Genomic DNA, 20079 nt, shown 5'->3' on the forward strand with positions numbered 1-20079 from the left:
CTCGGGATATCAGGAGAAATCGCTTTGCGTACGCTGGCTGGCAAAGTGCGCTTCAAGCCACGGCAGCAGTCGATACCCTGCCATCGGCCGCGCCAGGTAAAACCCCTGACCGATCTCGCAGCCCAGGGCCAGCACACCTTCATGACTGCGTTGGGTGCCGATTCCCTCGATCACCAGGCTCATGTCCAGCGAACGCGCGAGTGCCAGGGTGCTGGCAACCATGGCCCGACTGTGAGGTTCGTCGACATGACGAACGAACGCACCGTCGAGCTTGAGTTGATTGAATGGAAGCTGGCAAAGCAGTTTGAGCGATGAAAAGCCCGTGCCGAAGTCATCGATGGACAGGCTGCAGCCCAACAGACGCAGGCGCAACAAGTTTTCCTGAAGGCGCGGTGAGAGATCCAGCAAGCCGTTTTCCGCCAACTCGAACAGCAACGTGGTGCCGGGAAACCCGTGGCGGAACAAGGCCTGCTGGATATGCAGCAGCAATTGGTCGTCGAGCAATTGCGAGGCATGCAGGTTGAAGGCCAGTTCGAGCTGGATCTGTTGACGGCGCAGCATGCCGAGAAGGTTAAGACCTTGCTCCAGAAGTTGCTTGAACATCGGGTCGATCAGGTCGTAAGCCAGCACAGCCGCCAGAAACTGCGCGGGCAACAACACACCCCTGGTGGGATGCTCCCAGCGCACCAACGCTTCCACACCGGCCAGTTGCCCGGTACCTAGCATGAATTTGGGCTGGTACCAGGCGCGAAACTCCCCCAGCGCCAGGCCCTGATGGATCTCCTGCTCACTGGGCAACGCCCTGGGTACTGGTAGGCGCACCGGCGGCAGGCGCCGTCGCCAATAACAGTGCAGTAAATGGCGCAGGGCACGCAATTGAAGGGGTTGGCTCAACACGCCAAGCATCTGCAGGCCCGAGAGAGAACGCATTTGGGCGAGTGCGCGTCGCAGCTCCGGGCGCAGCTCGCTGCATAAAGCTACCGCCTGTACCAGCCCTGCCTGCCTGGCGCAGCGCAGGAACTCCAGGCAGTCCAGGCTCCTGTCGGCCAGATCACAGAGCACAACATCAACGCCCCCGCACGCGTGCAGCTGCGCCATGGCGTGTTTGGCATTACTGGCCTGGCGTATCTCCTGCAAGCCCAGCCGATCAAGCATCTTGATCAGCACGCTGCGTTGAAATCGTTGGCTTTCCAGAACCAGTACGCGGGGATGGGCCATTTTTAATCAACCACCTGGCAGAAGCGAAGGCGGTCATAGTGGCGGGAAGCCATTTGAATCAGTAAGGGAAGCGTCCCACCAGCTTGTAGGAAATTTCCCAGCGCTATGCGTAAAGCTGACTCACGGATCCACCTGCCTCATCAACTCAGGAATGCTTTCCGGTCGATTCGCATAGCGCTGGGCCAACGCCGCGCACACCATCAGCTGGATCTGGTGAAACAGCATCAGCGGCAGGATCAGCACGCCCATGGTCGCCCCGGCGAACAGCACCTGGGCCATGGGCACGCCGGTGGCCAGGCTTTTCTTCGAACCGCAGAACAGGATGGTGATGCGGTCTTCCTGGTTAAAGCCGAACGCCTTGCCCAGCAGCGCGGAGGCCACCAGCACCAGGGCCAGCAACACGCAGCACGCCACCACCAGCCCGCCCAGTTCCCACAGCGGAATCTGGTGCCAGATGCCTTCGTTGACCGCTTCGCTGAAGGCGCCGTACACCACCAGCAAGATCGAGCCCTGGTCGACGAATTTGAGCCAGTTTTTATTGCGGCCCACCCAGTCGCCGATCCAGCGCCGGGCGATTTGGCCGGCGACGAACGGCAGCAACAACTGCACGCTGATCTTCAGGATCGCGTCGACGGTGGAGCCGCCATCGCCGTGCACATCAAGCAGCAGGGTCACCAGCAACGGCGTCAAGAAGATCCCGAACAGGCTCGAGGCCGCCGCGCTGCAGATCGCCGCCGGGATGTTGCCGCGCGCCAGGGAGGTGAAGGCAATCGCCGATTGCACGGTGGCCGGCAGCGCGCAGAGATAAAGCATGCCCATGTACAGCTCGTTGCCGATCAGCGGTGACAGCAGCGGCTTGAGCGCCAGGCCGAGCAGTGGAAACAGCACGAAGGTCAGGCTGAACACCAGCAGGTGCAGACGCCAGTGTCCGGCCCCGGCGACGATGGCTTGGCGTGACAGCTTGGCACCGTGGAGGAAAAACAGCAGCGCGATGGCGAGGTTCGTGACCCAGCCGAAGGCCACGGCGGTCTGGCCGCTGGCCGGCAGCAAGGAAGCGAGGATCACCGTGGCGATCAGCGTCAGGGTGAAGTTGTCGGGCAGGAAACGTGGACGGGTCATAAGCAAATCTTCCAGGGGTTGCTAAGAGCATCCTGGCGACTCTAACGTAACGACCTGTTACCGACTAACGCCAATGAGCCAGTAAATGCCGCCTAAAGGACACGAAAAAACCGTCCGCCGCAGCGTACCCGGGCTGTCCAGCCTGCCACGCCCGGTGTATGGGCGCACCGAATCCTTGCCCAACCGCGCGCTGACGCGGCGACACAGCCATCCTTGGGTGCAATTGTCGTATGCGATTTCCGGGGTGCTGGAGATCCAGACCAGCGCCGGCCGCTTCGTTGCGCCACCGCAACGTGCGGTGTGGATTCCGGCGGGCATGCCCCATCGCGTTTATAGCTCGCCCCATACGGAAATGCGCAGCCTTTACCTCGATTGCCGCGTGACCGCCTGGGCAGCCGAGCGCTGCCAAGTGCTGGCGGTGAGCAATTTGTTGCGCGAATTGATACGCAGCTTCAGCGAACTGCCCGTGGAATATGCCGAGGATGGCCCCGACGGCCGCCTGGCCCAAGTGGTGTTGGACCAGCTCGCTGCAGCGCCCCATGTGGATTTGATGCTGCCCTTGCCCCATGACCCGCGCCTGCGCCAGATTTACCGCAGTCTGAACCTGCATCCGGAACAGCAGACCACCCTGGGCGAGTGGAGCCGCAAGCTGGGGGTGAGCGAAAAGACCCTCAGCCGTTTGTTTGTGCGCGACACAGGGCTGACGTTTCGCGCGTGGCGCCAACGCCTGCGACTGTTGAGCGCCCTGCCCGCCCTGGAGCAAGGTGAACGGGTGACGGATGTGGCGTTGGGCTGTGGTTATGAATCGACTTCGGCGTTTATCAACGCGTTTCGCCAGCAGTTCGAGGCCACGCCCGGTGAATTTTTCCGCTGAGCGTTGTCCAGTTAACCAAGCGCCACGTTCAAATAATCCCCAAACACGCGCTCGGCTGGTATTGTGCCGCGCTTTGAAAGACCGCTACCGACTTGCGAGGAAATGGACGTTGAACACTGACGAAAAAATGACCGGGGACCTGTTCGAGGTTGATAAGCGCCTGTCACTCAAGCCCGTGGTGGACTTCAACGCCTACCTGCGCAGCGCTTTCGGCGACGGCCCGTGCACCTGCATCCGCTGCAGCGCCAGCGGCGGCGATGAGACCGGTTACGCGTTTCAGCACACCTTCAATTTCGACGGCAAGCCCACGCACCGCCGCTTCGCCTCCACGGCGGGCAGTGATGTGTTGATGGTGTTGAAGAAAGCCTGGTTGTCCTACACCAAGGCGGAGTTGCCGCTCAGCGGTGTGCTGGTGCTCGATACCGTCAAGGAATTCGTCGAGCCACAGTTGCATAAGCGCGTGGCGCCACTGCTGCTGGCCAGCGGGTTGGTCAAGGACCTGGATGACCAATTGCACATTCAGCCACAGGCTATGACTTGAGTTCACATTAAATGTGGGAGGGGGCTTGCCCCCGATGGCGGTGTGTCAGCTACCTATTACTTAGCTGGCCCACCGCTATCGGGAGCAAGCCCCCTCCCACATGGGTTGTGCATTCGGCAGGTTAAAAGCCGGGAACGCCTTGCATGCGGGTCTCAGGCGTCAGTTCTTCCAGCGGCTCGGTCAGCGGCCGATCGCTGCTCCCCGGCACCAGAATCACCTTGCGGCACTCCTCCTCGCACTTATCGAACAGCTCATAGCCGCGTGCCGCCTGTTCCAACGACAGCCGGTGGGTGATGATCGCTTCCGGGTTCAGGTGGCCCAGTTCGATATGCTCCAGCAGCTCCGGCAGGAAGCGCTGCACGTGGGTCTGGCCCATCTTGAAGGTCAGGCCCTTGTCGAACGCGTCGCCAAACATGAAGCCGTGGATAAAGCCGGCATACACCCCGGCCACGCTGACCACGCCACCGCGGCGCACGGCGGCGATGCATTGGCGCAGGGCCTTGCCGCTGCTGCCTTCGATCTTCAAGGTGGTGAGGATCGTTTCGGTGGTACTGCCCTTGGCTTCGAAACCCACCGCATCCACTACGCCATCGACACCGCGCATGCCGGCGGTCTGGCGGATGATGGTGTCGGCGGGGTCGTCATCCTCTTCGAAGTTGATCGGGATCACGCCGTACATCTTTTGCGCGTAGGCCAATCGATAGGGATGATCGTCGACCATGAAAATCTGTTCGGCGCCGAGCATCTGCGCGCACGCTGCGCTGAGCAAGCCCACCGGGCCAGCACCATAGATCGCCACGCTCGAGCCTTTGCCGATACCGGCGTTGGTCACCGCCTGCCAGGCGGTGGGCAGGATGTCGGAAAGGAACAACACCTTTTCATCCGCCAGCACACCGGGCACCTTGAACGGCCCGGCGTTGGCCTTTGGCACACGCACCAGCTCGGCCTGGCCGCCGGGAATGCCGCCATACAGGCGGCTATAGCCGAACAGCGCGGCCCCCGGCGGGATCGCCTTTTTATTCAGGATCGCACCGCGCCCGTCGTTGGTGGTTTCGCAGGCTGCGTATTGCTGCAGCTGGCAGAAAAAACAGTCGCCACAGGCAATCACGAAGGGGATCACCACGCGGTCACCCCGTTGCACCGCCGTCACGGCCGGGCCGGCTTCTTCGACGATGCCCATGAACTCGTGCCCGAAGATATCACCATGCTCCACGGTCGGAATTTTGCCTCGGTACAGGTGCAAATCCGAACCGCAGATCGCCGTGGCGGTGACGCGCAAAATGATGTCGTCGGGCTGTTCAATAATCGGGTCAGGTACCGTATCGACCTGGACTTTGTGGGCGCCTTGGTAGGTCATCGCGCGCATGCTCTGCACTCCTGTGGTTGGGCTTATTAGTTAAGGGCGCACGCAGTGCCCAGTGTTCCCTCAACCTGCTGCGGCAACCGATAAATGGTCGCCGCGGCTCTGGGCCAGGAGCCCATCCACCACGCGGCACAGGCCGCCCGACGCATCGACACCCGCGCTGCGCGCCTGCGCGTACCAATGCAACTGCTCGGTTGCACTGTTACCACGCCGCAGCAACCTGTGCAGGCTGTCGAACAGCTGGCCTTCACCCAGGGCGTCGGCCGTGTCGGCGAACCTCTGGCAAGCGCGTTGCAACCACTGGTGCGCGCTGCAAAGGGCGCCTGAGGCGTCCAGCGCAAAGGTACCGGCTGCGCCAAAGCGCTTGGCTTGCCAGCGGTTTTCCTTGAGCAGCCAACGCGTCTCGGGGGTGAAGCCCGCACCGGGCTGCCGCATCGCGCAGGCATGGCTGACCATCACCCGAAATAACGTCGCCAGGGCCAGGCCATCTTCCAGCCGTGGGCATGCATCGGTCATGCGCAGTTCAAGGGTGGGATAGCGCGCCGCCGGGCGAATGCCCCACCAGCCGTTGCCATCGGCTTCGATCGCGCCCATGCGCTGCAACATTGCCAAGTAGCGCTGGTACTCGTCCCAGTCGGCAAAATGCTCCGGCACACCCATGCGCGGCCACTCATCGCAAGCGGCCTGGCGGTAGCTCATGAACCCCGTGGGCGCACCGTTCCAGAAGGGTGAGGAGCAGCTGAACAACAGCAGTAACGGCAACCAGGGCGACACCTCGTTCATCACCGCGATGCGATCGACCCGTGCCGGTACCTCGACATGCACGTGCAAGCCACACAACACACTGCGCCGCGCCACGTACTGCACGTCCTCGAATAACTGCCGGAAATGCCCGTGCTCGGTGGGCCGTTGCTCACGCCAATTGGCCAAGGGATGGCTGCCGGCGCACACCACGCCCAGGCCGAAGTTGGCCAAGGCCCGCGCCAGGTCGCGGCGCACCGTTGCCAGGTAGTGGGCCGCCTCCTCGCCGCAGTGAAACACCGGTGAGGCAGCCTCTATCTGGCCCTGGAACATTTCATGGGTAAAGCCCTCGCCGATAGCCTCCCGGCAGGCCGCGATTACGGCTGCCGAGGGTGCGGCGAGCATCTGGCGCGTGTGCAGGTCAGTGATGAAATACTCCTCTTCGATACCGAAGGTGAGCATGAGCGTTCAGCGCAGGCGTGTGACGGTGAGTGCAACCACAGCGATCCGCTCGACGCGTTCATAACCGGGTTTATCGAGTTCTTCGCCGAAGACGTCGGGGTCCAGTTCACGGTAGGTCCAGCCATACGCATCGCTGGTCAGCAGCGGCTTGACCGCTTCCAGAAACGCATCGCCGCCCGCCACCATCGCCACGCCGGTATACAACACCAGGCTACCGCCAATGGCGAGGCGTGGGAGCGATTCGCTGACGATGCGCACCGACAGCTGTTCGCCCAACGCGCCACCGCCGTGGCGATAGGCGCGCTGGCGGTCGTCATTCATGTACGGCGGGTTGGCGACGATCAGGTCGAATTCGCCGTCGACGCTGGTCAGCACATCACTCTGGTACACACTGACATTCGCCAGACCGGCCAGCTCGGCGTTCACTGCGGTCAGGCGCAAGGCACGGGGATTGATATCCACCGCCAGCACCTCGGCGTCGTGCCGCGCATGGGCGATGACCAGCGCACCGACACCCGCCCCGCAACCGATGTCCACCGCACGCTTGAGCGGTTCGAAACGCTGCTGCAGATGGGCCTCGATAACCTGCGCAAATCGATAGCTGTCGGGGCCGAAGAACACCGCATCCGCCTCGACGGTGGGATACGGCGAATGGGCAAACAACAGGTCATCCAGGCTCGACCAGCGCACGCTGCTGCGCCACAGCGCGTCGTGTTTTTCGATCACCTCGGCCTGCTGCAACTCGTCACGAAACGCCTCGGGCAACAGCTCGTTGTCAAACGGCATCGACCAGCCGAATACGTCACGCATATTCATCGCCAGCGGCGTGCCCAGGCGCCGGTACACGCGCTCGTGGGTCAGCGGCGTCGGCGTGATAAAACGGTAGCCGCTCTCCTTCAAGCCTCGGCCGAGGTTCAGCAGGGCGCGGTCAGCCAGTTGTTGTGCAGACATGGAGTTTCCTTAGCGCAGGCGTGCGCGCAGTTGGATAAAGCGGCGGGTGGCGTACAACCCTGCGGGACTGCAGTGACGTCGCGCCGACATCCACGGGATCAGCGCGGTGAGCTGCTGGTCATCGGGCAAGTTCCATAACGAATCCACCAGGGCCTGGGTGTCAGGATCCGCAGGGCGATGCTGCTCGCGGGAGAAACGGCTGCCACGGCCCGGACGAACCGACGGCACGCGCTGGCTGCTGATCCAGTCACCGGCGATCCAGTCATGCAGCACCTGTTTTTCATAACCGCTGAACACGCCGAACATCGCCGCTCCCGCCCCCTCGATCAACTGCCAGAAGCGGCTCTCGGCGGGGTCCTGGTTGCGTTTGATCCAGCCCTTGTCTTCCATCGCCCGGAGAAAATCCCCGATCTGGCCGGGCTTGGCCAGCCATTGGTTGACGGTTTTGCCTTCGAAGCGGCAGTAGTCCGAATGCATGTGCTGGCCAAAGGTGCGCTTGCGTTCAAGCATGGCCACCACTTCGTCCTGCAGATCGAAATCTGCGATGACCGCCGTGGTGCCTGGGCCAAGGTCGTTGAGGCGATACCCGGCCGCGACGCGACGGTAGAACGCCTCCCTGCCCTCGCCCAGCGGCAGCAGGTTCAACACCGATTGCGCGGCTTTGCTGGCGTGGCCGCTGCTGGCGTTGTCGATGGTCACGTGGAGGGTGAAGTAATAGGGGTCGATGCCCAGCTCACTCAGCTCGTATGACGTAATCAGCAGGTGCAGTGGCAACTGCTCGTAACCCAGGTTGTAGCCGATGACTTCCGGCAGGAATTCGTCGGCGCACAGGCCCAGGGCCAGTTGCAGGGCACCTTGCAGATAGTGACCATCCTCAAGCCCCGCCTCGCTGTCGGCATCGTGCTCACTGAGCAGCTTGCGATAGATCACCACGTGGTTCTGCGCGGCTTCGCCGTCGCCCAACTCTTCGAGGTAGGTGGTCAGCAGGCCGTCAAAACGCTGGTCCTGCCAATAGCGCAGCAGGCCGTAGAGCCAGGCGCCGTCGACCTGTTTGGTCGGGGCCACGCGTTGCAGCACATACAACGCGTGTGCCTTGTTGTGGAAATAGCGACGCGGCCGGCCCTGCTGGCGTTGCTCCAGGTACTCGGCATAGGCCTGGGCCACGGCGGCGCAACGCTGTTCGACCCAGGCCAGCAACTGCTCGGGCGCTTCGGGCAGGTCGCAGGCGGTGCTTTCCACGTGCGCCAGTTGATCCTGCAGGTAGTCACGCGCCAATGCCGCCGCGCCTGGAGCTTCGCCATACAGCTGTTGATACACCCGTTGATGCCGGCCAGGGGCCGAGTCGGTGAGAGAGGCCGGTTGGCCCGACAGCGCAGTGAGGAGTGTCATGGTGGCAGTTTCCGCAAAGTCCGTTACAACGGGCCACCCTGCAAGGCGGCCCCGCAAAAGCGCTTCAAAACACACGCTTATGGAATGCAGAGCATCGGAATGTGCAGAAAATTCAAATGAGGTTGTAAAAGGGGGGATAAGCGGTCGCGATTTCTCCGGAGAGCGTCACGGGTATTCCTGCCGGGCGTGCAATACGTTGACGATCTCGATCCGCTCTGCGGTCACTCGATACACCAACACATAATTCGGGTGAACGACGACCTCGCGAGTCCCCGGCACACGACCATTTGGATACAAGTAAGGATGTTCTGTCAGTGGTAAAGGCGCACCTTCAAGGCGAATCTTGAGGCGTCGTGCAGCACCAGGATTTTGTGCTGCGATAAAAGTCACGATTTCAATCAGGTCGCTGATGGCTTCATCAAGCCAAACAACGGACAACATCAGGCTTTCGCCCTCTGTTGACGCTCCGCTTCCTGAATGATCGCTTCAACCCTCGCCATGACTTCATCATGGGGCACACCGGGGCCAGGATTGTTCAGGCTTTTTTCGACTTTTTTACGAAACCAGAGATCATGGCTACTCGCCTGCTCTTCGGTTTCAAACTCCGAAACAATTGGGGAAAGTGGAACTGCCATCAGGTCACCTCCTGGATGAATGCTCAGCAGTTTAGCCGCAACCCGGGAAGCTGTCTTGAACCACCAGATGAAATGCAGGCGAGCTTACCCGCAAGATGAAAAATGGCACACACGGTTCCGTTCTGTCCCAAGTGATGTGGGAGGGGGCAAGCCCTAATGCCGGTCAGTTAAGAAGTAGCAGGAGCGAGAACTAACTTGTGGCGAGGGAGCTTGCTCCCGCTGGGGCGCGAAGCGGCCCCAAACAATGGGATTGCTGCGCAGTCCAGCGGGAGCAAGCTCCCTCGCCACAGGTTCGGTGTCGCCTTAACTGACTGGCATTAGGGCAAGCCCCCTCCCACACTGGTACTCAGCGCATCCAGGGTTGTCGTAGCCCTGTTACTTACGCGCCGCCTCCCACTGCTTGAGCAGGTCGTTGTAGTTCACGGTCTCGCCTTTAGGCTTCTCGTTCGCCAGTTTCGGCTTCGGCGCGCCTGGCTGGTCGAACCAGTATTGCGCGTCACGCTCGGGGTTCATTTTCGGGCCGCACACCGGTTGCACCTTGGAGCGCTCCAGGCGCGTCATGATTGCGTCCTGTTCCTTGGCCAGGTTGTCCAGGGCTTGTTGCGGGGTTTTCTCGCCGCTGGCGGCGGCCGCGATGTTGCTCCACCACAGTTGCGCCAGGCGTGGGTAGTCCGGCACGTTGGTGCCGGTCGGCGACCACTCGGTGCGGGCCGGGCTGCGGTAGAACTCCACCAGGCCGCCGAGTTTGGGGCCATGTCGGTCATGGCCTGGGAGTTGATATCGGACTCACGAATTGGCGTCAGGCCAACGATGGTTTTCTTCAACGACACGGTTTTCGAGGTCACGAACTGCGCGTAGAGCCAGGCCGCGAGTTTCTGCTTCTCCGGCGTCGACTTGAGGAAGGTCCAGGACCCTACGTCCTGATAGCCCTTTTTCATGCCCTTTTCCCAGTACGGTCCGACCGGTGACGGCGCCATGCGCCATTTCGGCGTACCGTCGGCATTCACCACCGGCAGGCCCGGCTTGACCATGTCGGCGGTAAACGCGGTGTACCAGAAGATCTGCTGGGCGATGTTGCCCTGGGACGGCACCGGGCCGGATTCGGAGAACGTCATGCCCGCCGCTTCCGGTGGCGCGTAGGCTTTCATCCAGTCCACGTATTTCTGCGTGGCAAATACCGCGGCCGGGCCGTTGGTGTCACCGCCACGGGTGACGCTGGAGCCCACCGGGTGGCAGTCCTCCACGCGAATGCCCCACTCGTCCACCGGCAAGCCGTTGGGCAAGCCCTTGTCGCCGCCGCCGGCCATGGAGAACCAGGCATCGGTGAAGCGCCAGCCCAGGGATGGGTCTTTCTTGCCGTAGTCCATGTGCCCGTAAATGCGCTTGCCGTCGATTTCCTTGACGTCTTCGCTGAAGAATTTGGCGATGTCTTCATAGGCCGACCAGTTCACCGGCACGCCGAGGTCATAGCCGTACTTTTCCTTGAACTTGGCTTTCAGCTCCGGGCGCTCGAACCAGTCGGCGCGGAACCAGTAAAGGTTGGCGAACTGCTGGTCGGGCAACTGGTAAATCTTGCCGTCCGGGGCGGTGGTGAAGGACAGGCCGATAAAGTCCTTGAGGTCCAGGGTCGGCGAGGTGAAGTCCTTGCCCTCGTTGGCCATCAGGTCGGTGATGGACTCGGTCTTGCCGTAGCGAAAGTGCGTACCGATCAGGTCCGAGTCGTTGACCCAGCCGTCGTAGATATTCTTGTCGGACTGCATCTGGGTTTGCAGCTTTTCCACCACGTCGCCTTCTTGCAGCAGGTCGTGGGTCAGCTTGATCCCGGTGATTTCGCTGAAGGCCTTGGCCAGCACCTTGGATTCATACTCGTGGGTGGTGAGGGTTTCCGACACCACGTTGATCTTCATCCCGCGGAACGGCTCCGAGGCCTTGATAAACCACTTCAGCTCCTCCAATTGCTGTTCGGCCGTGAGGGTGGACGGCTTGAACTCGCTGCCGATCCATTTTTTCGCGGCATCTTCATACGCATCGGCCCAGGCCGTAGCGCTCAAACCACTGAGGGCCAGTACGGCGGCCAATGAAATGCTATGTCGCAGCTTATTGTTTTTATTCAACATAGAGACCTCCTGGTTATTTTCAGACGGGACTCGCAGACACCCCTCTCTTGTAGGAGCGAGCTTGCTCGCGAAAAACTCAAAGACACCGCGGGCTACCAGGAACACCGCGTTATCGTTGACGATTTTCGCGAGCAAGCACGCTCCTACAGGGTGTGCACACCTAGCCCCAGCGCATCACACTCAACAGCCACACCAGGGACAGCGCAGTCGCCACCCAGATGCTCCAGCCGGTGGCGCCGATTACCAGCAAATGCAGGTAGGCGCTGCCGAGAAGACCGATAAACAAGCGATCACCACGGGTGGTGCTGATCGGCAGAAAACCACGCCGAGGGATACTCGGCGCGCGCAACTCCCAGGTGGTCATGCCCGCCAGAATCAGCGCGATGCCGCCAAAGAACAGTGCAGTCGGGGTGGTCCAGGCCATCCATTCCATCGTCGATTCCTCTAGACCCGGCCCAGGGCAAAGCCCTTGGCCACGTGGTTACGAACAAACCAGATCACCAGCATGCCCGGCAGGATGGTCAACACCCCCGCCGCCGCCAGCACGCCCCAGTCGATACCCGAGGCCGACACCGTGCGGGTCATCACCGCCGCGATAGGCTTGGCATTGACTGAGGTCAGGGTGCGCGCCAGCAACAGTTCGACCCAGGAAAACATGAAGCAGAAAAACGCCGTAACGCCGATACCGGAGCCAATCAACGGGATGAAAATCTTCACGAAGAACTTGGGGAACGAGTAGCCATCGATGTAGGCGGTTTCGTCGATTTCCTTGGGCACTCCGGACATGAAACCTTCCAGAATCCACACCGCCAACGGCACGTTGAACAAACAATGCGCAAGCGCCACCGCGATATGCGTGTCAAACAGGCCGATGGACGAATACAGCTGGAAAAACGGCAGCAGAAACACCGCCGGCGGCGCCATGCGGTTGGTCAGCAGCCAGAAGAACAGGTGCTTGTCGCCCAGGAAACGGTAGCGCGAAAACGCGTAGGCCGCCGGCAATGCCACGCTCAGGGAAATCACCGTGTTCAAGCTCACGTAGTACAGCGAGTTGAGGTAGCCGGTGTACCAGCTGGGGTCGGTGAAGATCACCTTGTAGTTGGCCAGGGTGAAATCCTGCGGAAACAGGGTCAGCCCGCCAAGGATTTCGGTGTTGCTCTTGAAAGACATGTTCAGCAACCAGTAGATCGGCACCAGCAGGAACAGGATGTAGATCAAAAGCGGTATTAGCTTGCGTTTGCTCATGTTGGCGGCCTCAGCGGTTGGCGTCGGAGTGGGTCATGGCGGTGTAGAACAGCCAGGACACCAACAGGATGATCAGGAAGTACACCAGCGAAAACGCCGCCGCCGGGCCGAGATCGAATTGGCCTACGGCCATCTGGGTCAAGGTCTGACTCAGAAAGGTGGTGGCATTGCCCGGCCCGCCACCGGTGAGTACGAACGGCTCGGTGTAGATCATGAAACTGTCCATGAAGCGCAGCATCACCGCGATCAATAGCACGCTTTTCATCTTGGGCAACTGGATGTGTCGGAAAACCGCCCAGGCCGACGCCCGATCGATGCGCGCAGCCTGGTAGTACACGTCCGGGATCGCCCGCAGCCCCGAATAGCACAGCAACGCCACCAGGGAAGTCCAGTGCCACACGTCCATCACCAGCACGGTGACCCAGGCATCCATGGTGTTCGCCGCATAGTTATAGCTGATACCCAGGGCGTTGAGGCTGTAACCGAGCAGGCCGATATCGGCGCGACCGAAAATCTGCCAGATGGTGCCGACCACGTTCCACGGAATCAGCAAGGGAATCGCCAGCACGATCAACACCAGCGACGACCAGCGCCCCTTGGTCGGCATGGTCAGGGCGATGGCGATGCCCAGCGGGATTTCAATCAGCAGCACACAGGCTGAATAGATGAACTGGCGCAGCAGCGAGTCATGCAGGCGCGGGTCGAGCAGCACCTGTTTGTACCAGTCGGCCCCGACGAAGTAGCGGCTGGACTGGTCGAAAATATCCTGCACCGAGTAGTTGACCACGGTCATCATCGGAATCACGGCACTGAACGCCACCAGCAGGAACACCGGCAATACCAGCCACCAGGCCTTGTTGTTCTGCACCTTGTTCATGGCAGTTCCTCCAGCAGGTAATCGTCGGCGTAGAGCATCAGCCATTGCGCGGGGAAGCTGATGCAGGCGCGGCCTTCGGGCACCGGTTTGTCTTCAGCCAGGCGCACTTTGAGGGTGGCACCGTCGAGGTTGAGGGTCATGATTTTGTAGGTGCCGAGGTCTTCCAGATGTGTGACCTCGGCCTGCAAGGCGTCAGGGTTATGCTCGTCCCACACATGGATGAATTCCGGGCGAATACCCACCTGAAGCTTTTTGTAATCGGTGGCAGCGAGGCGTTGCTGCAATGCCTCGGACAACGGCAACGACGTGTTGGCAAACCGCACCCCGCCCGCCTCGGCCTGCACCTCGATCAGATTCATCCCAGGGCTGCCAATGAAATAACCGACAAAGGTGTGGCTCGGCCGCTCGAACAACTCGCGCGGCGTGCCGAACTGCACGATCTGCCCGCCGTACATCACGGCGATTTTATCGGCGAAGGTGGATGCCTCGAGCTGGTCGTGGGTGACGTAGACCATGGTGATGTTGAACTGCTCGTGAATCTGCTTGAGCTTGCGCCGCAGTTTCCACTTCAGGTGCGGGTCGATCACCGTCAGCGGTTCATCGAACAGGATCGCCGACACGTCGTCGCGCACCAGGCCACGGCCCATGGAGACTTTCTGTTTTTCGTCGGCGGTGAGGTTGCGGGCTTTTTTGCTCAACAGGTTTTGCAGGTCGAGAACCTCGGCAATTTCCTGCACCTTGCTGTGAATTTTCGCCTCGGCCATGCCTTGGTTGCGCAAGGGAAACGCCAGGTTATCGAACACTGTCATGGTGTCGTACACCACCGGGAACTGAAACACCTGGGCGATATTGCGCTTTTCCGGGGTGAGGTCGTTGACCACTTGGGTATCGAACAACACCTGGCCCTCGGACGGGCTGAGCAGGCCGGAAATGATGTTGAGCAAGGTCGACTTGCCGCAGCCCGACGGCCCGAGCAAGGCGTAGGCTCCGCCCTGCTCCCACACATGGTTCATTTCCCGGATGGCGTAATCCTCAGGACCGCTCGGGGTCGCGCTGTAGCTGTGCGCCAGGTTCTGCAAATGGATCTCGGCCATCAGGCAACCCTCGCGACACGGCGCCCGGGGGCCTGGACCAAACGGCCCTGGCCATCGAACACGAACAGTTTATGGGTGGGGATGTACACGCGGATCGGCGCATCGACGTCGTACTCGTGCACCCCCGGCAGGTGCAACACCAGCAGGAAGTGTTCGCTGCGCACATGCAGGAAGGTTTCCGAACCGCTGATCTCGGCGACTTCCACGGTCACCGCCAGTTCCAGGTCATCGTCGTTGCTCGGCACCAGGCTGATATGGCTGGGGCGCACGCCAAAGCGGAACTCACCTTCGCCGATGGGGCGCAGGTCGACATTGAGCGGGAAATGCACGAAGTTGGCGAAACTCACTTCGTTGCCACTGATGCGCCCCGGCATCAGATTGATCGGCGGCTCGGAAAACAACTCGGCCGCCAATACGCTTTGCGGCTGGTGATAGACCTCGGCGGCCTTGCCGCTCTGGATCACCCGGCCTTCATGCAGAATGGTGGTAGTACCGCCCAGCGCCAGCGCTTCGTTCGGCTCGGTGGTGGCGTAGATGGCGATGGTGTGGCGCGCCTTGAACAGTTCGCGCATTTCCTGGCGCAGTTCTTCGCGCAACTTGTAATCCAGGTTGACCAACGGTTCATCGAACAGGATCAGCTCGGCGTCCTTCACCAACGCCCGGGCCATAGCCGTACGCTGCTGCTGGCCACCGGACAGTTCCAGCGGATGGCGCTGCAGGAATTTCTCGATGCGCAGCATCCGCGCCGTTTCCAGCACCTTGCTCTGGATCAGCTCGTTGGACACACCGGCCTGGCGCAAAGGCGAGGCGATGTTCTCGAACACGGTCATGGTCGGGTAGTTGATGAACTGCTGATACACCATCGACACGTTGCGCAGGCGCACCGGTTTTTGCGTGACATCCACACCGTTCATCAGGATGCGACCGCTGTCGGGCTTGTCCAGGCCAGCCATCAGACGCATCAAACTGGTCTTGCCGGACAGGGTGCGACCGAGCAACACATTGAAGGAGCCCGCCTCGAAGCGCAGGTTGGCGTCGTCGATCCAGGTTTGACCTTCGACAACGCGGGAGACATGTTCCAGGGTCAATGACATGACACGACCTTTTTATTATTGGAATGAATCTGGCCAGTTATCAGAGCGAGTTTCGTGCCAGAAATGGCAGGTGGTTGATGCATAAGGAAATGGGTCAATCTGGATGTTCAGGAATGAACACCCTGGCTGAACAAATGAACACTGAGGGGGTTGACAATGAACAGTTCTGAACAACACTGATCAGACTGTGGGAGGGGGCTTGCTCCCGATAGCGGTATATCAGTAAAAGAAATGCTGACTGACACACCGCTATCGGGAGCAAGCCCCCTCCCACATGGGTCTGGTTACATCCGTTAGATTGTGCACACTCAATAACAATAAAAATGAAGGTCAATACATGGCCGAACCACTGACTCACGACACCATCATCCAGGACTCCTGGCGCCGTTGCCGCGCGTTCGGCCTGGATCACCAGAGCGTCCCCAGCTTCGACCAACTGCCCGCCGAGGGCATTCGGCAGTTGTTGGAGAGTCAGCATTCACTGGTGCAGACCACCCATCAGGAAGTGCTGCCCTACTACGAAAACATCCTGAGCAATTCCAACTGCCTGATCATGCTGGCCGACAACCAGGGCCAGGTCCTGACGTCGTGGGGTACCCAGCGCTTTATCGAGCCCGGGCTGGCCCGTGGTTTCAGCGCGGGCGCCAGCTGGATGGAACGCGCCAGCGGCACCAACGCCATCGGCACCGCGTTGGCCTGCGCCCAGGCGGTACATATCGAGCACGACGAACACTTCCTCAAGGCCAACCGCTTCATGACCGGTTCGGCGGCGCCGATTTTCGACGCGCAACGCGAGATCATCGCAGTGCTGGACGTCTCCAGCGACAGCTACCTGCCGCCCTCCCACACCCTGGGCATGGTCAAGATGATGAGCCAGACCGTGGAAAACCGGCTGATCCTCAACCTGTTTCGCGGCGAGCATTTCCAGCTGACGTTCAACACCGGCCTGAGCAACCTCGACAGCCAGTGGGCAGGCCTGCTGATCTTTGATGAAAGCGGCCAGGTGCTGTCGGCCAACCGGCGCGCGGACAACCTGCTGGGGATCAGCTTGTCGAGGGTGATGATCGACAGCTTGTTCAAGGTGTCGCTGCTGGAGTTGTTGAACCAGCCGGAGGGGCTGGCGTTTTCCCTGCAAGCAGCGGGACGCAATCGCTTCCAATGCCTGCTCAAACGCCCCAGGCAGACGCCGGTACAAGCGCGGATGTTCAATGAACCGGCGCCGTCAAAGCCAAGCGCCGTCAGCCTCACCACCCTGCATTTTGGCGACGCACGCGTGGAGAAAGCCGTGCGCCAGGCCGAGCGCCTGCTGGAGAAGGACATTCCGTTGTTGATCCACGGCGAGACCGGCGTGGGCAAAGAGGTCTTCGTCAAAGCCTTGCACCAGGCCAGTTCCCGTAGTCGCCAGGCATTGATCGCGGTGAACTGTGCGGCGATTCCGGCTGAGCTGGTGGAATCGGAACTGTTCGGCTATGAAAAAGGCGCGTTCACCGGCGCCAATCAGAAAGGCAGCATTGGGCTGATCCGCAAGGCCGACAAGGGCACGCTGTTTCTCGATGAGATCGGCGATATGCCTCTTCCCACCCAGGCGCGACTGTTGCGAGTACTGCAGGAGCGCTGCGTGCAACCGGTGGGCAGCAGTGAGGTGTTCCCGGTGGACTTGCGCATCATCTCGGCGACCAACCGCGCGCTACGGGAGCTGGTGCAAGCCGGGCGTTTTCGGGAGGATTTGTATTACCGCATTGGTGGCCTGACCCTGGAACTGCCGCCGTTGCGCGAGCGCAGCGACAAGCAGGCGTTGTTCCAGCAACTGTGGCAGCGACACCGCGACCCCACGCAGTGGGCCGGCCTGAGCGCCGAGGTACTGAAGCTGTTCGAACAGCATCCATGGCCGGGCAATCTGCGCCAGGTCAGCAGTGTGTTGCAGGTGGCATTGGCGATGGCTGAGGAACAGCCGATCCGCCCGGAGCATCTGCCCGATGACTTTTTTGTGGATTTGCAGGGGCCGATACCGCAGCCCGCCAGCGAGCGACTGGATGACAGCATCGACCTGACGCAACGCTTGAAGGCGGCAGGCGGCAACATATCGCACCTCGCCCGCGAACTCGGGGTGAGCCGCAATACCCTGTACAAGCGCCTGCGCCAGAACGAAGGCTGAGCGGGCGCGTCAGTCAGCCGGATGTCCCTTCAGCGCCAACGCCACGACACGCCGGTGTAGAGGCCAAGGCCATCGGCCGGTGTGGAGCGCGCGACATCCAGGCCTTTGTCGTCATAGCCCGGGGTAACGGTGTTGGCATAACGCCGGTTGGTCAGATTGCGCAGATCGACCCAGGCCTGCCAATCCTGCTTGGGCGCATCGTAGCCGAACGTCGCGCCCAGGGTGGTGTAGGCTGCGGCGTAGTAAGAGTTGGCGTAGTCCACCGCCACCCGCGAGGCGTGCTCGGTGTTGAGGCTGGTGTAGAAACCGCTCGGATGGCTGTAGCGCAACTGCGCCTGGTAATAGTGCTTGGGAATGCCGGGCAAGGTGTTGTCACCGAAACGCTCGTCGTCGCGGTAGTGGAAGTCGCTGAAGGTGTAGACTTGGCGCAGCGCAAGCTGGCCGTTGCGACCGCCCTCCCACAGCGGGCTGAGCAGGCTCAGTTCCACGCCCTGATGCACGGTGGGGCTGGCGTTGGCTTCGGCGACGATGGCATTGCTGGTTGCGGTCTGGGCCTGGGTTTCCACGGTCAACAGCTCGTGGCGAACCTCAGAGCGGTAGAGCGCCAGGTCCCACTGGCCGAGCCAGGCCTCACCGCGGCCACCGACTTCCAGCGTCGTCGCCGTCTGGTTGCGCAACTTCACGCCTTCACGCTGCAAGCCGGTGGCCGCGCCACTGCCGGTACCAAAGTATTTGTTGGAACCCCAGATCATCGACCAGGCGTGCGGCGGCTCCACCGAGCGGCTCAGGTTGGTGTACACCTGCAATTGCGGGGTGAAGTCATAGCGCAGGCCAATGCGTGGCGCGTAGTCCCAATCGTGCTGGCTGGTCGGGGCTTGACCGTCTGGATAGGTGACCTGGGTTTCGCGGCGGGTATAGATCGCGGCCAGGCCGCTGGTCAGCCACAGGTCGGGGACCAGCTCCAGTTCGTTGCCGATATGCAGCACGGTGTCGGAACCCAGGTAGGTGTAGTCACGGGTCTTGGTGCCCGGAGCGTAGCCGGCCGTGTTGCCCGCCGGAATGCGCACAAACTCCGAGGCGCCGTTGTTCGGCATCGCCTGGGTGGTGCGCAGGCCGAGCGTGGTTTTGCTGTCGTGGCCGAACAGGCTGTCCTGGCGAATGTAATTGAGGGTGCCGCTGACGTCGGTGTAGGCCACTTTCAGGCGGTTGGTGCCTTCGCGCAGGTCCATCGGGTAGTCGTGATAAGCCAGCCCGACTTCGACGCGCGAAGCGTCATCCAATTGCAAGGTGGTCTTGTTGGCGATCCAGGTGGAACCCGGTTGCAAGCGCTTGGAATCGCGGGCGGCGTTGAGGCTGTTGGCAGCACGCGGGTCATGGCTGATCTGGTAACGGGTGAGCTTGCCCGGCGTGTCGTTGGTGGTTTCGCGGTAGCGAAAATAGAAGCGCGTTTCCAGATCCGGGTTGAAGCGATAACCGAAGTTGGCCGCGACGCCCTTGCCGGTGCCGGCGCTCTGGTGCTGGTAACCGTCGGACGCAGAATCGGTGAGGCTGATGTAGTAATCGGCATCCCCGAGCACCTGGCCGGAACTGATCTCGCGCTGGGCGTAACCATGGCTGCCCGCCTCATAGCGCAGTTGCAGTTTGGGCGCATCAAGACCGGTGCGGCTGACGTAGTTGACCGCGCCGCCCAGGGCCAACGCGCCCCGGTCGAAGCCATTGGCGCCGCGCAGCACTTCTACCCGGCTTTGCCAAAGCGGGTCCTTGAGCTCATAGGGCGTACCGCCGGGGCCGGTGAGCGGCAGGCCGTCGAACATTTCGTACAACCCGGAGGCATGGGCACCGGGGCTGCGGTTCAAGCCCGAACCGCGAATGGACAGCTTGACCCCTTCATTGTTCGCCGCCTTGGCGTACACCCCGGCCTGGTACTTGAAGACATCCTCGTTGGAGCTCACCCGGCCCTGTTGCACACTGTCCATGTCGATAAAATTAGTGCCGCCGGGCACGCTTTTGAGCTGTGCCTGGGCGATTTCGCCGGCGCTGGCTTCAGAGGCAGTGACTTCGACCGGCGCCAATTGCAGGTCTTCGGCCTGTACCTGAGAACTGAGGGTCAGGGCGGCGAACAGTAGCGCAGGTTGTCGCAACAGCATGGGCAGGTCCTTGGAATACGGGGGCGTGGACGGCAGCGCCGGCACGCGAACAGTCAT

Annotated in this window: 17 protein-coding genes and 1 pseudogene; 3 read left to right on the forward strand and 15 right to left on the reverse strand. The window is 61.3% G+C overall.

Annotation, left to right across the window (positions count from 1 at the left end; translation table 11 throughout):
- Positions 1–9: 9 nt before the first annotated feature.
- Entirely contained in the window at positions 10–1218 is a 1209-nt protein-coding gene (locus tag C4J88_RS15910) for an EAL domain-containing protein (protein WP_256659037.1), read from the reverse strand.
- A gap of 120 nt (positions 1219–1338) precedes the next feature.
- A complete protein-coding gene (locus C4J88_RS15915) occupies positions 1339–2337 on the reverse strand; it encodes a bile acid:sodium symporter family protein (protein WP_124407522.1) in 999 nt (332 codons plus the stop codon).
- Between the two features lie 85 nt (positions 2338–2422).
- On the opposite strand from C4J88_RS15915, the gene C4J88_RS15920 reads away from it, so the two are divergent.
- A complete protein-coding gene (locus C4J88_RS15920) occupies positions 2423–3211 on the forward strand; it encodes a helix-turn-helix domain-containing protein (protein WP_124367360.1) in 789 nt (262 codons plus the stop codon).
- 109 nt (positions 3212–3320) lie between these two features.
- A complete protein-coding gene (locus C4J88_RS15925; RefSeq protein WP_124407523.1) occupies positions 3321–3752 on the forward strand; it encodes a hypothetical protein in 432 nt (143 codons plus the stop codon).
- Positions 3753–3873: 121 nt separating this feature from the next.
- Here the strand turns inward: C4J88_RS15925 and C4J88_RS15930 are convergent, their stop codons facing one another.
- From C4J88_RS15930 to C4J88_RS15985, 12 genes and pseudogenes are all read right to left on the reverse strand, one after another.
- Positions 3874–5118 (reverse strand): zinc-dependent alcohol dehydrogenase, encoded by a 1245-nt coding sequence (locus C4J88_RS15930; RefSeq protein WP_124407524.1) that lies wholly within the window; start codon positions 5116–5118, stop codon positions 3874–3876.
- A 60-nt stretch (positions 5119–5178) separates the two neighbouring features.
- On the reverse strand, positions 5179–6318 hold the full coding sequence (locus tag C4J88_RS15935; protein WP_124407525.1) for a carboxylate-amine ligase: 1140 nt from the start codon (positions 6316–6318) through the stop codon (positions 5179–5181).
- A gap of 6 nt (positions 6319–6324) precedes the next feature.
- Positions 6325–7269, reverse strand: coding sequence for a class I SAM-dependent methyltransferase (locus C4J88_RS15940; RefSeq protein ID WP_124367363.1), 945 nt, complete (start codon positions 7267–7269; stop codon positions 6325–6327).
- Between the two features lie 9 nt (positions 7270–7278).
- Positions 7279–8658 (reverse strand): iron-containing redox enzyme family protein, encoded by a 1380-nt coding sequence (locus tag C4J88_RS15945; protein ID WP_124407526.1) that lies wholly within the window; start codon positions 8656–8658, stop codon positions 7279–7281.
- A gap of 165 nt (positions 8659–8823) precedes the next feature.
- Entirely contained in the window at positions 8824–9099 is a 276-nt protein-coding gene (locus tag C4J88_RS15950; protein WP_124404510.1) for a type II toxin-antitoxin system RelE/ParE family toxin, read from the reverse strand.
- The gene (locus C4J88_RS15955; RefSeq protein ID WP_124407527.1) at positions 9099–9293 is read right to left on the reverse strand and encodes a stability determinant; all 195 of its coding nucleotides are present in this window, start codon (positions 9291–9293) and stop codon (positions 9099–9101) included. The genes C4J88_RS15950 and C4J88_RS15955 overlap by 1 nt, the downstream gene beginning before the upstream one ends.
- A 375-nt stretch (positions 9294–9668) precedes the next feature.
- Positions 9669–11410 (reverse strand): annotated as a pseudogene (locus C4J88_RS15960) (ABC transporter substrate-binding protein).
- 160 nt (positions 11411–11570) lie between these two features.
- A complete protein-coding gene (locus C4J88_RS15965; protein WP_124363237.1) occupies positions 11571–11843 on the reverse strand; it encodes a DUF2160 domain-containing protein in 273 nt (90 codons plus the stop codon).
- A gap of 11 nt (positions 11844–11854) precedes the next feature.
- Positions 11855–12655, reverse strand: a complete 801-nt coding sequence (locus C4J88_RS15970; protein ID WP_003232361.1) for a carbohydrate ABC transporter permease — start codon at positions 12653–12655, stop codon at positions 11855–11857.
- A gap of 10 nt (positions 12656–12665) precedes the next feature.
- Positions 12666–13532 (reverse strand): carbohydrate ABC transporter permease, encoded by an 867-nt coding sequence (locus C4J88_RS15975; protein WP_017527241.1) that lies wholly within the window; start codon positions 13530–13532, stop codon positions 12666–12668.
- Entirely contained in the window at positions 13529–14626 is a 1098-nt protein-coding gene (locus tag C4J88_RS15980) for an ABC transporter ATP-binding protein (RefSeq protein ID WP_124407528.1), read from the reverse strand. The genes C4J88_RS15975 and C4J88_RS15980 overlap by 4 nt, the downstream gene beginning before the upstream one ends.
- Positions 14626–15720 (reverse strand): ABC transporter ATP-binding protein, encoded by a 1095-nt coding sequence (locus C4J88_RS15985; protein WP_124363240.1) that lies wholly within the window; start codon positions 15718–15720, stop codon positions 14626–14628. The genes C4J88_RS15980 and C4J88_RS15985 overlap by 1 nt, the downstream gene beginning before the upstream one ends.
- A gap of 337 nt (positions 15721–16057) precedes the next feature.
- Between C4J88_RS15985 and C4J88_RS15990 the strand changes: the two genes are divergently transcribed.
- On the forward strand, positions 16058–17875 hold the full coding sequence (locus tag C4J88_RS15990; RefSeq protein ID WP_124407529.1) for a sigma-54-dependent Fis family transcriptional regulator: 1818 nt from the start codon (positions 16058–16060) through the stop codon (positions 17873–17875).
- Between the two features lie 29 nt (positions 17876–17904).
- Here the strand turns inward: C4J88_RS15990 and C4J88_RS15995 are convergent, their stop codons facing one another.
- Positions 17905–20022 (reverse strand): TonB-dependent receptor domain-containing protein, encoded by a 2118-nt coding sequence (locus tag C4J88_RS15995; RefSeq protein WP_124408637.1) that lies wholly within the window; start codon positions 20020–20022, stop codon positions 17905–17907.
- Positions 20023–20079 lie beyond the last annotated feature (57 nt).

The sequence above is a fragment of the Pseudomonas sp. R4-39-08 genome (genome assembly GCF_003852275.1).
Lineage (GTDB): Bacteria > Pseudomonadota > Gammaproteobacteria > Pseudomonadales > Pseudomonadaceae > Aquipseudomonas.

What these genes read in the sequence shown, in the direction of transcription:
- C4J88_RS15965 (WP_124363237.1), bottom strand. Translation starts at nt 11,843, where the DNA reads ATGGAATGGATGGCCTGGACCACCCCGACTGCACTGTTCTTTGGCGGC.
- C4J88_RS15920 (WP_124367360.1), top strand. Translation starts at nt 2,423, where the DNA reads ATGCCGCCTAAAGGACACGAAAAAACCGTCCGCCGCAGCGTACCCGGG.
- C4J88_RS15995 (WP_124408637.1), bottom strand. Translation starts at nt 20,022, where the DNA reads ATGCTGTTGCGACAACCTGCGCTACTGTTCGCCGCCCTGACCCTCAGT.
- C4J88_RS15980 (WP_124407528.1), bottom strand. Translation starts at nt 14,626, where the DNA reads ATGGCCGAGATCCATTTGCAGAACCTGGCGCACAGCTACAGCGCGACC.
- C4J88_RS15940 (WP_124367363.1), bottom strand. Translation starts at nt 7,269, where the DNA reads ATGTCTGCACAACAACTGGCTGACCGCGCCCTGCTGAACCTCGGCCGA.
- C4J88_RS15915 (WP_124407522.1), bottom strand. Translation starts at nt 2,337, where the DNA reads ATGACCCGTCCACGTTTCCTGCCCGACAACTTCACCCTGACGCTGATC.
- C4J88_RS15990 (WP_124407529.1), top strand. Translation starts at nt 16,058, where the DNA reads ATGGCCGAACCACTGACTCACGACACCATCATCCAGGACTCCTGGCGC.
- C4J88_RS15975 (WP_017527241.1), bottom strand. Translation starts at nt 13,532, where the DNA reads ATGAACAAGGTGCAGAACAACAAGGCCTGGTGGCTGGTATTGCCGGTG.
- C4J88_RS15945 (WP_124407526.1), bottom strand. Translation starts at nt 8,658, where the DNA reads ATGACACTCCTCACTGCGCTGTCGGGCCAACCGGCCTCTCTCACCGAC.
- C4J88_RS15910 (WP_256659037.1), bottom strand. Translation starts at nt 1,218, where the DNA reads ATGGCCCATCCCCGCGTACTGGTTCTGGAAAGCCAACGATTTCAACGC.
- C4J88_RS15930 (WP_124407524.1), bottom strand. Translation starts at nt 5,118, where the DNA reads ATGCGCGCGATGACCTACCAAGGCGCCCACAAAGTCCAGGTCGATACG.
- C4J88_RS15985 (WP_124363240.1), bottom strand. Translation starts at nt 15,720, where the DNA reads ATGTCATTGACCCTGGAACATGTCTCCCGCGTTGTCGAAGGTCAAACC.
- C4J88_RS15950 (WP_124404510.1), bottom strand. Translation starts at nt 9,099, where the DNA reads ATGTTGTCCGTTGTTTGGCTTGATGAAGCCATCAGCGACCTGATTGAA.
- C4J88_RS15970 (WP_003232361.1), bottom strand. Translation starts at nt 12,655, where the DNA reads ATGAGCAAACGCAAGCTAATACCGCTTTTGATCTACATCCTGTTCCTG.
- C4J88_RS15955 (WP_124407527.1), bottom strand. Translation starts at nt 9,293, where the DNA reads ATGGCAGTTCCACTTTCCCCAATTGTTTCGGAGTTTGAAACCGAAGAG.
- C4J88_RS15935 (WP_124407525.1), bottom strand. Translation starts at nt 6,318, where the DNA reads ATGCTCACCTTCGGTATCGAAGAGGAGTATTTCATCACTGACCTGCAC.